Annotated in this window: 12 protein-coding genes; 8 read left to right on the top strand and 4 right to left on the bottom strand. The window is 70.6% G+C overall.

The genetic code is table 11. The features are described from left to right. Positions 1–126 precede the first annotated feature (126 nt). Complete coding sequence (locus I3F54_RS06955; RefSeq protein ID WP_240117730.1) at positions 127–1197, bottom strand: YIP1 family protein; 1071 nt, start codon at positions 1195–1197, stop codon at positions 127–129. Between the two features lie 223 nt (positions 1198–1420). On the opposite strand from I3F54_RS06955, the gene I3F54_RS06950 reads away from it, so the two are divergent. After that, positions 1421–1747: an antibiotic biosynthesis monooxygenase gene (locus tag I3F54_RS06950; RefSeq protein ID WP_240117729.1), complete on the top strand. Its 327-nt coding sequence runs from the start codon at positions 1421–1423 to the stop codon at positions 1745–1747. Positions 1748–1907: 160 nt separating this feature from the next. Here I3F54_RS06950 and I3F54_RS06945 read toward each other — a convergent pair whose 3' ends face one another. Next, positions 1908–2105 carry a hypothetical protein gene (locus tag I3F54_RS06945; protein WP_240117728.1) on the bottom strand — a complete coding sequence of 66 codons (198 nt, stop codon included), beginning with the start codon at positions 2103–2105 and terminating at the stop codon, positions 1908–1910. A 65-nt stretch (positions 2106–2170) separates the two neighbouring features. On the opposite strand from I3F54_RS06945, the gene I3F54_RS06940 reads away from it, so the two are divergent. Then, positions 2171–3142 carry a linear amide C-N hydrolase gene (locus I3F54_RS06940; RefSeq protein ID WP_240117727.1) on the top strand — a complete coding sequence of 324 codons (972 nt, stop codon included), beginning with the start codon at positions 2171–2173 and terminating at the stop codon, positions 3140–3142. A 183-nt stretch (positions 3143–3325) separates the two neighbouring features. On the opposite strand, the gene I3F54_RS06930 is transcribed toward I3F54_RS06940, so the two are convergent. Continuing rightward, the gene (locus tag I3F54_RS06930; protein WP_240117726.1) at positions 3326–5632 is read right to left on the bottom strand and encodes a (Fe-S)-binding protein; all 2307 of its coding nucleotides are present in this window, start codon (positions 5630–5632) and stop codon (positions 3326–3328) included. Between the two features lie 212 nt (positions 5633–5844). On the opposite strand from I3F54_RS06930, the gene I3F54_RS06925 reads away from it, so the two are divergent. The 6 genes from I3F54_RS06925 (at position 5845) to I3F54_RS06900 (ending at position 12758) form a co-directional block, all read left to right on the top strand. Continuing rightward, on the top strand, positions 5845–6888 hold the full coding sequence (locus tag I3F54_RS06925; RefSeq protein WP_240117725.1) for an MraY family glycosyltransferase: 1044 nt from the start codon (positions 5845–5847) through the stop codon (positions 6886–6888). 94 nt (positions 6889–6982) lie between these two features. Continuing rightward, positions 6983–8827, top strand: a complete 1845-nt coding sequence (dnaK, locus tag I3F54_RS06920; protein WP_240117724.1) for a molecular chaperone DnaK — start codon at positions 6983–6985, stop codon at positions 8825–8827. Then, a complete protein-coding gene (gene grpE, locus I3F54_RS06915; protein WP_240117723.1) occupies positions 8827–9477 on the top strand; it encodes a nucleotide exchange factor GrpE in 651 nt (216 codons plus the stop codon). Before dnaK ends, grpE begins: the two co-directional genes overlap by 1 nt. 39 nt (positions 9478–9516) lie before the next feature. Next, entirely contained in the window at positions 9517–10683 is a 1167-nt protein-coding gene (gene dnaJ / locus I3F54_RS06910; protein WP_240117722.1) for a molecular chaperone DnaJ, read from the top strand. Positions 10684–10688: 5 nt separating this feature from the next. Beyond that, positions 10689–11162 carry a heat shock protein transcriptional repressor HspR gene (locus I3F54_RS06905; RefSeq protein WP_240117721.1) on the top strand — a complete coding sequence of 158 codons (474 nt, stop codon included), beginning with the start codon at positions 10689–10691 and terminating at the stop codon, positions 11160–11162. Between the two features lie 489 nt (positions 11163–11651). Beyond that, on the top strand, positions 11652–12758 hold the full coding sequence (locus tag I3F54_RS06900) for a substrate-binding domain-containing protein (protein ID WP_240117720.1): 1107 nt from the start codon (positions 11652–11654) through the stop codon (positions 12756–12758). A 69-nt stretch (positions 12759–12827) separates the two neighbouring features. Here the strand turns inward: I3F54_RS06900 and I3F54_RS06895 are convergent, their stop codons facing one another. Next, entirely contained in the window at positions 12828–13397 is a 570-nt protein-coding gene (locus tag I3F54_RS06895; RefSeq protein ID WP_240117719.1) for a DUF4352 domain-containing protein, read from the bottom strand. Between the last annotated feature and the right edge of the window lie 202 nt (positions 13398–13599).

Raw genomic sequence — 13599 nt, 5'->3', positions numbered from 1 at the left:
ACGTATCTTCCGTCGGCGGGGCCCGGCGCAGGCCATGACACCGGCCCGGGGAGGCCCCCGGTGCGCCGGTCTCGCGGGGCGAGGGGCGCGGCCGGGGGCCTCTTCCGTGGCGTGCGGGGGACGGGGTCAGAACGTGCCGAGCTTCACGATCGACAGCAGGGCGATCAGCTGGATCGCGCTGGCGCCCAGCGCCTTCGGCCAGGGCAGGTCGTGGGACCGGCTGACCATCAGGGTGAGCAGGGCGCCCGCCGCCACCCAGGTCACCCAGCCGAGGACCTGGACGAAGGTCGCGTCGCCGCCCGCGAACATCGCGAAGACCAGGCGGGGGGCGTCCGTGAGGGACATGATCAGCATGGACAGGCCCACCGTGGGCTGCCAGGCACCGTCGCCGCCCAGTTGGCGTGCCAGGCTGTGGGTGACGACGCCCAGGACGAACGCCGACACCACTATCGCGACGGCCGTGATCAGGACGATCGGGATCGCGTTGGCCAGGGTGGCGTTGATGGCGTCCGAGCGGGCCCCGTCGAAGCCGAAGACGGCGAGCAGGCCGTAGAGGAAGGTCACGATCAGGGCCGGGCCCCACATCGTGTAGTCGCGCATGCGCAGGAATGTCCGGTCGGGGGAGAGGACGATCCCCTTCAGCAGTTCCTTCCAGTGCAGGCGCGGGCCGGTCGGGCCGGGCGGGGCGGCCGCCCCCGCCTGGTAGGTGCCGCCCTGGGTGTAGCCGTCGCCGTAGCCGTCGTCGTCGTAGGGGGCCCGGTCGTCGATCGAGAACGCCTGGGTGTGGCCCGGGTTGTTCGCCGCGTACGGGTCGGGGGTGCCGGCCGGGCCGGGCGCGTACCGGGGGTCGCCCCCGAAGTACTCCGGCTCGTCCTGGCCGCCGCCGTATCCGTTGCCGCTGCCGTTGCCGCCGTAGCCGGGACCGCCGGGATAGCCGCCGGGGGCGGCGCCGCCGTACTGCGGGCGCTGCCGACCCTGCGGGTGCGGGTGCTGCGGCGCCTGCGGGTAGCCGTGCGACGGTCCCTGCGGTGCCTGCTGCCCGTACGGGGGGTGCTGCGGTCGCGCTTGTGCGGCGCGGTCGTTACGACCGCCGCGTCCGATCCTGAATCCTGCCACGCTCTCGAACGTACCTGTTTCCGGAGCGTGATGTGCTGGGCCGTGGCTTCCGGGGACGGCTTTGCTGCGGACCTGTGACATGCCCTGGTGGGGGTGTTTCCCGTGGGGGCGTATCGGTGGCGGGTGAGGGGGAGGGCTCCCGCCGGGTGGGTGGGCGGTGGTGGCGCGCGCCCGACGGGTCCGCCGGTGCGATGCGTCCCGCCGTCCCGGCCGCGCCCCGGGCAGCCCCTCCCCCCGGCCTCCGCGCCGATGCGCCGGCAGGCCACTGACACGGTCCTGATGACCCGTACGACAGGATGGGGCCATGAGCGTAGTCAAGATCAACGTGCTGGCCGTCCCCGCCGAGCAGCGGGAGGTGCTGGAGAAGCGGTTCGCCTCGCGGGCCCACACCGTGGAGAGCTCCGACGGCTTCGAGTGGTTCGAACTGCTGCGCCCCGTCGAGGGCACCGACCAGTACCTGGTGTACACGCGGTGGCGGGACGAGGAGTCCTTCCAGGCGTGGATGGAGGGGCCGATGAAGGCCGCGCACCAGGGCGGCGGGGAGGGCGGGGAGAAGCCGAAGCCCGCCGCCTCGGGTTCGACGCTGTGGTCCTTCGAGGTGGTGCAGCAGGCCGAGCCGAAGAAGGCCTAGATCCAGTACCGGCCGGCATTGGGCCTGGAGCGGTTGACGGCGAACGCCGTCGGCAGGAACGGGTCCTGACCCTGGCGAGGACCTCCGGTGCGGTGGGCGGCTCAGCCGCCCACCGCACCGGAGGTCCTCGTGTCTGCCGTGCTCGGGGGCCCGGACGCCGTCAGGTGGCCGGGGAGAGCCGGCCGACGAGGGTGGTGCGGGAGACCGGGATGTCCTCGATCGAGGCGCTGGGGGTCGACCTCGAACGGGACTTCCGGGCTACCGGAATGGCGGATTCCTTGCCGCGGCGTACCGTGAGTAGCCGGGGCCACACGGGTGCCGGCCGCCCCGCCTCGGGACGGCCCATGGGCTGTGGCACGGCCGAAGAGTCTCCCTCCTGGCTGGTGACAGGACCCTTGTCGAGCGGGGAGAGCGGAGGACGGCATGTGTTCCAAGATCACGTATCGCACGGGCACCGGCACGTTCATCACGGGCCGCGGAATGGACTGGAACGATCCGTCGGCCGAGACGGCGCTGTGGGTCTTCCCGGCCGGGATGCAACGCGACGGCGGCGCCGGGAGCAGCCCGGTCGGCTGGACGTCGAGGTTCGGATCGGTCGTGACGTCGTTCTACGGGGCGGCGTCGTCCGACGGGATGAATGCGTCGGGGTTGGTGTGCAACATCCTGTATCTGGCCGAGTCCGAGTACGGGGAGCCGGGTGCGCACGGCAAGCCGACGATCTCGATCGGGGGGTGGGCGCAGTACTACCTCGACAACTTCGCGACGGTCGCGGAGGCCGTGGAAGCGACGCGCGGGGACCCGTTCAGCATCGTCGCTCCGGTGCTCCCGAACGGCCGCATGGCCTTGGTGCACCTGGCGCTGTCGGACCCCTCGGGCGACTGCGCGGTGATCGAGTACCTCGACGGTCACCCGGTCGTCCACCACGGTCCGGAGTACCGCGTGATGACCAACTCGCCGGTGTACGACCAGCAACTCGCCCTGAACGCCTACTGGGATCTGATCGGCGGGAACCGCATGCTGCCGGGAACGATCAGCGCCGCGGACCGGTTCGTCCGCCTGAGCTACAACCTCAGGAGTTCTCCGGAGTACGAGGACCGCAGGATGGCGGTGGCGTCGGTCTTCTCCCAGATGCGGGCGATAGGCGTGCCGTTGGGCATGGAGGACCCCGATCGTCCCAACATCTCCGCCACGTTGTGGCGCGCGATCGCCGATCACGACGCCAAGCGCTACTACTTCGAGTCGACGGTCGAGCCGTCGGTGGTGTGGGTGGACCTCGACAAGGTGGATCTGGCTTCCGGAGCAGAGGTGATGGCGGTCGACGTTGCCCGCGACGGGCTCGCCGGGGAGGTCTCCGCCGAGTTCCGGCCGCGGGAGCCGTTCACCTTCCTGGCCTGAGGCAGGCCGGTCGCGCCCCCGGCGCGGGCCGCCGTGCCCGCCGGTCGCCCCCCGTCGCCCCCCGGCCCCGCACGACGCCCGTTGCCCCCGCCGGTCCCCGCCCCGCTCGCCCCTCGTACACGACGGCGCCCCCTGCCGGTGGGGGCGCCGTCGTGTACGAGGGGCGGGGTCGTCAGGCTGCCGTCACTGCACCGGCTCGGGCTCCGGCGCCGGCTCGGTCTCCGACTCCCCCGCCGGATCGACCGGCGTCCTGACGGAGTCCAGCAGCAGCTGGGCGACGTCGACGACCTGGATGGACTCCTTCGCCGTGACGCCCGTGGCGGAGCCGCTCTCGGCCGCGGCCTTCTTGCCGTTGACCGAGTCGGTCAGCATCACCAGGCAGAACGGGCATGCGGTGGAGACGATGTCCGGGTTGAGGGACAGGGCCTCGTCGACGCGCTCGTTGTTGATCCGCTTGCCGATCCGCTCCTCCATCCACATCCGGGCGCCGCCGGCGCCGCAGCAGAAGCCGCGCTCCTTGTGGCGGTGCATCTCCTCGTTGCGCAGGCCGGGGACCTTGCCGATGATCTCGCGCGGCGGCGTGTAGATCTTGTTGTGGCGGCCCAGGTAGCACGGATCGTGGTAGGTGATGATGCCCTCGACCGGGGTGACGGGGATCAGCCTGCCCTCGTCGACGAGGTGCTGGAGCAGCTGGGTGTGGTGGATGACCTCGTAGTCACCGCCGAGCTGCGGGTACTCGTTGCCGAGGGTGTTGAGGCAGTGCGGGCAGGTGGCGACGATCTTCTTCGCCGCCTTCGGCTTGCGGGACTCCTCGGTGACCTTGCCCTCGTCGTCCAGCTCCTCGCCGAACGCCGTGTTCAGGGCCATCACGTTCTCCATGCCGAGCTCCTGGAACAGGGGCTCGTTGCCCAGGCGGCGGGCGGAGTCACCGGTGCACTTCTCGTCGCCGCCCATGACCGCGAACTTGACGCCCGCGATGTGCAGCAGCTCGGCGAAGGCCTTGGTGGTCTTCTTGGCGCGGTCCTCCAGGGCGCCGGCGCAGCCGACCCAGTACAGGTACTCGACCTCGGAGAGGTCCTCGATGTCCTTGCCGACGACCGGGACCTCGAAGTCGACCTCCTTGAGCCACTCCAGGCGCTGCTTCTTCGCCAGGCCCCAGGGGTTGCCCTTCTTCTCCAGGTTCTTGAGCATCGTGCCCGCCTCGGACGGGAACGCCGACTCGATCATGACCTGGTAGCGGCGCATGTCGACGATGTGGTCGACGTGCTCGATGTCGACGGGGCACTGCTCGACGCAGGCGCCGCAGGTGGTGCAGGACCACAGGACGTCCGGGTCGATGACGCCGTTCTCCTCGGCGGTGCCGATCAGCGGGCGCTCCGCCTCGGCCAGCGCCGCGGCGGGCACACCGGCCAGCTGCTCCTCGGACGCCTTCTCCTCGCCCTCCATCGTCCTGCCGCCGCCCGCGAGCAGGTACGGCGCCTTGGCGTGGGCGTTGTCCCGCAGCGACATGATCAGCAGCTTCGGGGAGAGCGGCTTGCCGGTGTTCCAGGCGGGGCACTGCGACTGGCAGCGACCGCACTCGGTGCAGGTGGAGAAGTCCAGCAGGCCCTTCCAGGAGAACTGCTCGACCTGGGAGACGCCGAAGACGTCGTCCTCGCCCGGGTCGGTGAAGTCGATCGGCTCGCCGCCGGACGTCATCGGCTGGAGCGCGCCCAGCGCCGTGCCGCCGTCCGCCTCGCGCTTGAACCAGATGTTCGGGAACGCCAGGAACCGGTGCCAGGCCACACCCATGTCGGTCTTCAGGGCGACCGTGATCATCCAGATGAACGACGTGGCGATCTTCAGGCCGGCGAAGAAGTAGGTGAGGTTCTGGAGGGTGGAGAGGTCCGTCCCCTCCAGCCGGTCGACCACCGGGTAGGAGATGAAGAAGGAGGCCTCGTAGCCGTCGACGTGGTGCTGGGCACCCTCCAGGGCGTGCAGCATGAAGATGCAGACGCCGACGATGAGGATGACGGCCTCGACGAAGTAGGCCTGGCCGAAGTTGGAGCCGGCGAAGCGGGACTTGCGGCCGGGCTTGTTCGGCTTGCTGAGCTGGCGGATGACGATCAGGACGAGGATGCCGAGCGTCGTCATCGTGCCGATGAACTCGACGAAGACGTTGTACGGCGTCCAGTCGCCGATCACCGGCAGCAGCCAGTCGGCCTGGAAGAGCTGGCCGACGGCGTTGACGATCGTCAGCAGCAGCGAGAAGAAGCCCACTGCCACGAACCAGTGCGCCACACCGATGAGACCCCAGCGGTTCATCCGGGTGTGACCGAGGAACTCCCTGATCACGGTGACGGTGCGCTGGGCGGGGTTGTCGGTCCGGGAACCGGCGGGCACGGGCTGGCCGAGCCGCATGAAGTTCCAGATCTGGAGGAGGGCGCGGCCGAACAGTGCCGCGCCGACCACGATCAGGACCAGCGACACGATGATCGCGGCGAGTTGCATTGGGGCTCCTGAGGCGGCCTCGAGTCGAGCGACATTACTAAGCGGTAACTTATGCAGTCCGTACGAGACTACCTGCATCCTTCGCCGCACTGTAGCCAGGCGTGCGGTGATCTGTGTCGCTGAGGGTCACCTCATGGCGCCCGGTTCGAGGTGGCGGCGTCCCGTTCGTGTTAATCGCATGAAATTGGTACATTCGCCACTAACTTATATCCGTGCTCTACGGGATCGCCGCCGCCACCGCCGCCCTTGTACTCTCCGCCGCCCTCGCCGCCCTGCTCCGTGTGCCCGCCCTCCGGCTGGGCGTCACCGCGCGCCGGGGTCGCGCGCGGCCCCTGCCGCTGCTCGGCGGCGCCGCCGTCGTCCTCGCCACCTGCCTGGTGTCCGTCGCCGGTCACCTCGGCGGGGTCGCCCGTCTCGGGGAGGGGATCGGTTCCCTGCTGGTCGCCGGGACCGCCCTCGCGGCCCTCGGGCTCGCCGCGGACGTGTGGCGGCTCAGGGTGCGTTTCCTGGCGGCCGGTACGGCGGTGGCGGCGGCCTGTGTGGTGCCGTTCGGGGAGACCGGCCCGGTCGGCGGGCTGCTCGCGGTCGGCTGGGTCGTCTGCGCCACCCTCGCGTTCCGCTCCCTCGACCACGCGGACGCCCTGGCCGGCACCGTCGGTGCGGTCACCGCCTTCGGTGCGGGCGCCTGCGCGGCGGTGGAGGTGAGGGACGGACTCGCCGTCCTGCTGAGCGTGCTGGCGGCGGCCCTCATCGGGTTCCTCATGCACAACTGGCCTCCCGCGCGGACCGGGCTCGGCGCCTGCGGGGCACTGTTCACCGGCTTCGTGCTCGCCTCGGCGGCGGTCCTCACCCGTACCGGGTACGGCCCGGCCCCCACCGCGGGCGTGCTGTTCTCGCTCGCCGCGCTCGGTGTCGCCGACGTCGTCCTCGTCGTCGTCTCCCGCCGGCGGGCCGGACGGCCGCTGCTGCAGAGCGGACCCGACCATCTCGCGCACCGGCTGCGACGGCTGGGCGTCGCCCCGCGGGGCGTGGTCGTCCTGCTGGGCGCCGGGGCGTCGGGCGGAGTGCTCGCCGGGGTGCTGGTGCACTGCGGCTGGGTCGGCGCCGGGGCCGCGTTCTGGGTGGCGGGCGGTGTCCTCGCCGTCGTGGGCGGGCTGCTGCGCGTCAAGCCGTACGGGCCCCGTCGGCAGCCGCGGGTGCCCGCGCCGGCCGCATCTCCGCAGGTCGAAGCCCCATTGCGCGTAAGGAACGGATAAGAGTTGAGTGCAGTTGACTCAGGTCTGTTGACCGAGCGGGGACAGTCGTGCACACTTGAGCCTGTTCCACTCAAGTCAGCTGGAGGAATCAACCATGGCACGTGCGGTCGGCATCGACCTGGGCACGACTAACTCCGTCGTCAGCGTTCTGGAGGGCGGCGAGCCCACCGTCATCACCAACGCCGAGGGTGCCAGGACCACGCCGTCCGTCGTCGCCTTCGCCAAGAACGGCGAGGTGCTGGTCGGCGAGGTCGCCAAGCGCCAGGCGGTCACCAACGTGGACCGGACCATCCGCTCGGTGAAGCGCCACATGGGCACCGACTGGAAGATCCAGCTCGACGGCAAGGACTTCAACCCGCAGCAGATCTCCGCGTTCATCCTGCAGAAGCTGAAGCGGGACGCCGAGGCCTACCTGGGCGAGAAGGTGACCGACGCGGTCATCACCGTCCCGGCGTACTTCAACGACTCCGAGCGTCAGGCCACCAAGGAGGCCGGCGAGATCGCGGGCCTGAACGTCCTGCGCATCGTCAACGAGCCGACCGCCGCCGCGCTGGCGTACGGCCTCGACAAGGACGACCAGACCATCCTCGTCTTCGACCTCGGTGGCGGTACCTTCGACGTCTCGCTGCTGGAGATCGGCGACGGTGTCGTCGAGGTCAAGGCCACCAACGGTGACAACCACCTCGGTGGTGACGACTGGGACCAGCGCATCGTCGACTACCTGGTGAAGCAGTTCCAGGCCGGCCACGGCGTGGACCTGTCCAAGGACAAGATGGCCCTCCAGCGCCTCCGCGAGGCCGCCGAGAAGGCCAAGATCGAGCTGTCCTCGTCCACCGAGACCTCGATCAACCTGCCCTACATCACCGCCTCCGCCGAGGGCCCGCTGCACCTGGACGAGAAGCTCACGCGCGCCCAGTTCCAGCAGCTGACCGCGGACCTGCTGGAGCGCTGCAAGACGCCGTTCCACAACGTCATCAAGGACGCCGGCATCCAGCTGTCCGAGATCGACCACGTGGTCCTCGTCGGCGGCTCGACCCGCATGCCCGCCGTCGCCGAGCTCGTCAAGGAGCTGACCGGCGGCAAGGAGGCCAACAAGGGCGTGAACCCGGACGAGGTCGTCGCCATCGGCGCCTCGCTCCAGGCCGGTGTCCTCAAGGGCGAGGTCAAGGACGTCCTGCTGCTCGACGTCACCCCGCTGTCCCTCGGCATCGAGACCAAGGGCGGCATCATGACCAAGCTCATCGAGCGCAACACCACGATCCCGACCAAGCGGTCCGAGATCTTCACGACGGCCGAGGACAACCAGCCGTCCGTGCAGATCCAGGTCTACCAGGGCGAGCGCGAGATCGCGGCGTACAACAAGAAGCTCGGCATGTTCGAGCTGACCGGCCTGCCGCCGGCCCCCCGCGGCGTCCCGCAGATCGAGGTCTCCTTCGACATCGACGCCAACGGCATCATGCACGTGACCGCCAAGGACCTGGGCACGGGCAAGGAGCAGAAGATGACCGTCACCGGCGGCTCCTCGCTGCCGAAGGACGAGGTCGACCGCATGCGCCAGGAGGCCGAGCAGTACGCGGAGGAGGACCACCGCCGCCGCGAGGCCGCCGAGGCCCGCAACCAGGGCGAGCAGCTGGTCTACCAGACCGAGAAGTTCCTCAAGGACAACGAGGACAAGGTTCCCGGCGAGGTGAAGACCGAGGTCGAGGCCGCCGTCGGAGAGCTGAAGGAGAAGCTCAAGGGCGAGGACTCCGCCGAGATCCGCACCGCCACCGAGAAGGTCGCCGCCGTCTCGCAGAAGCTGGGCCAGGCCATGTACGCCGACGCCCAGGCCGCGCAGGGCGCCGCCGGCGGTGCCGCGGGCGGTGCGCCCGCCGGTGACGCCGACGACGTGGTGGACGCCGAGATCGTCGACGACGAGCGCAAGGACGGTGCCGCGTAATGACGGAGGAGACCCCGGGTTTCGAGGAGAAGCCCGACGTCCCCTCCGGCGCGACCGCTGACGACGCCGAGTCGAAGGCCGCTCCCGAGGAGGGGGCGGCCCCGGCCGGGGACGCGAACGAGAACGCGGGCCTGGTGGCCCAGCTGGACCAGGTGCGCACCGCGCTCAACGAGCGCACCCTGGACCTCCAGCGGCTCCAGGCCGAGTTCCAGAACTACCGCCGCCGCGTCGAACGCGACCGGATCGCGGTCAAGGAGATCGCCGTGGCGAACCTCCTGACCGAGCTCCTGCCCGTGCTCGACGACATCGGCCGCGCGCGGGACCACGGCGAACTGGTCGGCGGATTCAAGTCCGTCGCCGAGTCGCTGGAGACCGTCGCGGCGAAGATGGGGCTCCAGCAGTTCGGCAAGGAGGGCGAGCCCTTCGACCCGACGATCCACGAGGCACTGATGCACTCGTACGCGCCGGACGTCACCGAGACGACCTGCGTGGCGATCCTGCAGCCCGGATACCGCATCGGTGAGCGCACCATCCGCCCCGCGCGGGTGGCCGTCGCCGAACCGCAGCCCGGCACGCAGACCGTCAAGGCCGAGGAGTCCGAGTCCGAGCCGGCCGAGGACAAGGAGAACGGTGGCCCGGACGAGGGCTGACGCGATCACCGTCAACGAGGGGAAGGAGGGACGTCGAGGGTGAGTACCAAGGACTTCATCGAGAAGGACTACTACAAGGTCCTCGGCGTCCCCAAGGACGCCACCGAGGCCGAGATCAAGAAGGCGTACCGGAAGCTCGCCCGCGAGTTCCACCCGGACGCCAACAAGGGCAACGCCAAGGCCGAGGAGCGCTTCAAGGAGATCTCCGAGGCGAACGACGTCCTCGGCGACCCCAAGAAGCGCAAGGAGTACGACGAGGCCCGCGCCCTGTTCGGCAACGGCGGCTTCCGCCCGGGTCCGGGCGGGGGCGGCGGCTCCTTCAACTTCGACCTGGGCGACCTCTTCGGGGGCGGTGGCGGCCCCCAGACCGCGGGCGGCGGCTTCGGCGACGTCTTCGGAGGCCTGTTCAACCGGGGCGGTGCCGGAACCACCCGCACCCAGCCCCGTCGCGGTCAGGACATCGAGTCCGAGGTCACGCTCTCCTTCACGGAGGCCATCGAGGGCGCCACGGTCCCGCTGCGGATGTCCTCGCAGGCACCGTGCAAGGCCTGCTCCGGCACCGGCGACAGGAACGGCACGCCCCGCGTGTGCCCGACCTGCGTCGGCACCGGGCAGGTGGCGCGCGGTACCGGTGGCGGCTTCTCGCTGACCGACCCGTGCCCGGACTGCAAGGGGCGCGGCCTGATCGCGGAGAACCCCTGCGAGGTCTGCAAGGGCAGCGGCCGGGCCAAGTCGTCCCGCACGATGCAGGTGCGCATCCCCGCCGGGGTCTCCGACGGGCAGCGCATCCGGCTGCGCGGCAAGGGCGCGCCGGGCGAGCGGGGCGGCCCCGCGGGTGACCTGTACGTGGTCGTCCACGTCACCACCCACCCCGTCTTCGGCCGCAAGGGCGACAACCTCACGGTGACGGTCCCGGTGACCTTCGCCGAGGCCGCGCTCGGCGGCGAGGTGAAGGTGCCGACCCTCGGCGGACCCGCCGTGACGCTGAAGCTGCCGCCCGGCACCCCCAACGGCCGCACCATGCGCGCCCGGGGCAAGGGCGCGGTCCGCAAGGACGGCACGCGCGGTGACCTGCTGGTCACCGTCGAGGTGAGTGTTCCGGGGGACCTGTCGGGGAAGGCTCGTGACGCACTGGAGGCGTATCGCGAGGCGACCGCGGGCGAGGACCCGCGTGCGGAGCTGTTCGAGGCCGCGAAGGGAGACTGAGAGAGATGGAAGGCCGTCGTCCCCGCCAGCGCGGGGGGTTTCCGCCGTACCAGCTGACCGAGGACACCCCGGTCTACGTCATCTCGGTGGCGGCCCAGCTCTCCGGTCTCCACCCGCAGACGTTGCGCCAGTACGACCGGCTGGGTCTGGTGTCCCCGGACCGCACCGCCGGCCGGGGGCGCCGCTACTCGGCCCGCGACATCGAACTCCTCCGCCAGGTACAGCAGTTGTCGCAGGACGAGGGCATCAACCTCGCCGGCATCAAGCGGATCATCGAACTGGAGAACCAGGTCGCCGCCCTGCAGTCCCGTGTCGCCGAACTCCAGTCGGCCCTGGACGGCGCGGCGGCGGCGATGCAGCAGCGGGAGGCCGCGGTCCACGCCTCCTACCGCCGTGACCTGGTTCCCTATCAGGAGGTCCAGCAGACCAGCGCCCTGGTGGTGTGGCGCCCCAAGCGGCAGCAGCCACCCACCGACTGACGCCACGTCAGCCGCGTGATGCCGCGCGCACCTTCCGGAAGGGCCCGCGGGTTCGACGAACCCGCGGGCCTCTCCTGTTGCCGGTGCCCGCACGGCTCCGGTGGACGGGTCCGGCGCGTTGCCGTCCTCGTCGGCGGGGACGACCGCGTGGCGGAGGCTCTCGCCGTCGGGGAGGTTCCGGGTCCGCCCGTGGTGGCGAGCGCCACGACCGTCGCGATTCTGGCCGGGTTCATACGGTCCTCCGGTCGGGTCGCAGCGGGGGCGGGCCCCGCATGCGGTCACCACACGCAAGCGAGGGGACTGGTGGTAAAGAGCAGGCCAAACCTGGTTTCACACGTCTCTGCGGGGTCTTCACGCGTGAAGCGGAGCGTGATGTTGTTATCTCGTTAAGTGCTTGGTCTTGACGCCGGACGGCGTCGCCGCGTTGTCTTTTCAGTCACGTGGGCGCGCCGCGCGCCCCGCCGTCACGTACCTGAAGTGAGTCCCCGAATGCGCCGTATCGCCCTGTCCGTGGTCGCATCCACCATGACCCTCTCGCTCGCCGGCTGCGGCGTGCTGAACGCGACGAGCGACGGGGCGGATGCGAGCCCGACCAAGGGCGACGACGTCACGGTCGGCCTGTTGCTGCCAGAGAACGTCAACACCCGGTACGACAAGTTCGACTACCCCATCATCAAGGCCAAGGTCGCCTCGCTCACCAGCAACAAGGGCAAGGTGGAGTACGCCAACGCCGAGCAGGACGCGGACAAGCAGGCCAGCCAGATACAGAAGATGATCGACGACCAGGTCGACGTCATCCTGCTGGACGCGGTCGACTCGCACGCCGTCGCCGGCATGGTGAAGAAGGCCAAGGAGGCGGGCATTCCGGTCATCGCCTACGACCGGCTCGCCGAGGGTCCGATCGACGCGTACGTCTCCTTCGACAACGAGCTGGTCGGCGAGGTCCAGGCGCGCTCCCTGCTGGACGCCCTGGGTTCGGACGCCGACACGTCGTACAAGATCGTCATGATGAACGGGTCGCCCACCGACCCCAACGCCAAGCAGTTCAAGCAGGGCGCCGAGTCCGAGCTCTCCGGCAAGGTCAGCATCGCCCGGTCCTACGACACCAAGGACTGGGACCCGAAGAACGCCCAGGCCAACATGGTCGAGGCGATCAGCGAGATCGGTGCCTCGCACATCCGCGGCATCTACTCCGCCAACGACGCCATGGCCGGCGGCATCATCAAGGCCCTGCACGCCGCGGGCGTCACCGACCTGCCGCCGATCACCGGACAGGACGCGGAACTGGACGCGGTGCAGCGCATCATCGCCGGCGAGCAGTACATGAGCGTCTACAAGTCCTACCCCGCCGAGGCCGAGGCCGCCGCCGAGATGGCGGTCGCCAAGGTGCAGGGCCACGACATCCAGTTCGCCGCCCTCGCCGACGACCACGTCGACAGCCCCACGAACAAGAAGATCCCGGCCCAGCTGGTGACCGTCGTGGCGCTGACCAAGAGCAACATCAAGGAAACCGTGGTCGCCGACGGAATCTACAAGATCTCCGAGATCTGCACGGCCCAGTACGCGGCCGACTGCGCGGCGCTGAAGCTGAAGTAGACCGCGCCGGGCCCGCGCCGGGCGGCGCGCTCCGTGCCCCGGGCGGGGCGGCGCCCCCGGCGACGCCGGTCAGCCGATGACCGGGACACCGGGCACGAGGACGCCCTGCGGGTCGTACGCCACCGTCTCGCTGCTGAGGTAGCCGGCCGGATCGCGGTCCCCGGACACGCGCACGCCCGTGATGCGCGCATCCCCGGGGACGTCGTACCAGACCTCGACCTCGATCAGGTCGTGGCCGCCGACCTCCACCGTCTCGTGCTGGCGGCGTACGGCCATCGCGAACGGGTCGGGGCCGGTGCGGGTGCCGTCGGCGTCCTGGAGGCGCTGCCGGGCGGCGACGTAGGTGTGGAAGCCGGGGTCGGCGTTGCGCACCCGGAGCCGGACGGAGCAGAACTGCCCGTCCGGCTGGGCCTCGCTGTGGGTCCCGGTCACCGCGGGCAGCCCGCAGCGCAGCGACAGCACGGTGAAGACGAAGTGGCCGTCCCCGACGGGGCGGGAGGCGGCCGGAGAGGCCCGCGCGGGCACCGGAGCGGCCGGAGAGGCCGCCGGTTCCCCGCTGCCCCCGTCACAGGCCGCCAGAGAGGGCAGCAGGACGGCCAGGGCCGCTCCTGCCGCCGCGCACAGTGCCTTCGGACGCATACCCGGCATTGTCGGGTGCCGGCGTCCGGATGGGGAGGGTCGTGACCCGGCCGGGTGGGGGGCGCCCGGGCCGGCGTCCGGTACCCGGAGGCGGGACGGGCACCGGCGGCCGGGGGAAGCGGTCGGCGCGATGCGCCCCCGCGCCGGCGGCAACCACCGTCAGCTTGTTGCAACGGCCGGGGGCGGAGGCCGGGAGATAGTC

The sequence above is a fragment of the Streptomyces sp. MUM 2J genome, assembly GCF_022414535.1.
Lineage (GTDB): Bacteria > Actinomycetota > Actinomycetes > Streptomycetales > Streptomycetaceae > Streptomyces.
Note: the sequence above shows the minus strand (reverse complement) of the source record. Positions and strands in the feature narration are given on the sequence as shown.

Excerpts from the sequence above, each read along its gene's own strand:
- I3F54_RS06895 (WP_240117719.1), bottom strand. The coding sequence starts at position 13,397 with ATGCGTCCGAAGGCACTGTGCGCGGCGGCAGGAGCGGCCCTGGCCGTC.
- I3F54_RS06940 (WP_240117727.1), top strand. The coding sequence starts at position 2,171 with ATGTGTTCCAAGATCACGTATCGCACGGGCACCGGCACGTTCATCACG.
- I3F54_RS06900 (WP_240117720.1), top strand. The coding sequence starts at position 11,652 with ATGCGCCGTATCGCCCTGTCCGTGGTCGCATCCACCATGACCCTCTCG.
- I3F54_RS06950 (WP_240117729.1), top strand. The coding sequence starts at position 1,421 with ATGAGCGTAGTCAAGATCAACGTGCTGGCCGTCCCCGCCGAGCAGCGG.
- I3F54_RS06955 (WP_240117730.1), bottom strand. The coding sequence starts at position 1,197 with ATGTCACAGGTCCGCAGCAAAGCCGTCCCCGGAAGCCACGGCCCAGCA.
- I3F54_RS06905 (WP_240117721.1), top strand. The coding sequence starts at position 10,689 with ATGGAAGGCCGTCGTCCCCGCCAGCGCGGGGGGTTTCCGCCGTACCAG.
- grpE (WP_240117723.1), top strand. The coding sequence starts at position 8,827 with ATGACGGAGGAGACCCCGGGTTTCGAGGAGAAGCCCGACGTCCCCTCC.
- I3F54_RS06930 (WP_240117726.1), bottom strand. The coding sequence starts at position 5,632 with ATGCAACTCGCCGCGATCATCGTGTCGCTGGTCCTGATCGTGGTCGGC.
- dnaK (WP_240117724.1), top strand. The coding sequence starts at position 6,983 with ATGGCACGTGCGGTCGGCATCGACCTGGGCACGACTAACTCCGTCGTC.